General features: G+C 47.7%; 1 protein-coding gene. It reads right to left on the reverse strand.

What is annotated here, in order from left to right:
* A partial coding sequence (locus A3766_RS08495; protein WP_156508791.1) for an immunoglobulin-like domain-containing protein occupies window positions 1-470 on the reverse strand: 470 nt, incomplete at both ends.

The following is a 470-nucleotide window of genomic DNA, read 5'->3' on the forward strand; positions in this document are numbered from 1 at the left end:
GTCGTTCACATTTACTGTACGTGTTTGCTGTACGGCAGGGTTGCCGTTGGAGTCACTGACATCGTAGGTGATCACGTAGGTACCAGTAACACTGGAATCTACGGTAGCACCACCGACGATGATGTTAGTTGAGATATCACCATCCAGCGCATCGCTTGCAGTCGCGCCAGCATCGGTATAGGGGGTATTTAGTTCATGGTTAAGTGGGCTGCTACCTAGGAGAGTGATGCTAGGTGCGCCAGTATCTTGAACGTTAATTGTTCGGGTAACGGTAGTAGCAGAGTTGCCTGAGGAATCGTTCACGTTGTAGCTCAGTACATAACTGCCGATTACGGTTGCATTGACTGTACCGCTGACACCGATGTTTGCAGAAATATCGCCGTCAGTATTATCTGTGGCTGTGGCACCAGGGTCAGTGTAAATTGTATTCACTTCATGATTAATTGGGTTATTGCCAACTAAGGTGATTA

This window comes from Oleiphilus sp. HI0132, from assembly GCF_001635845.1.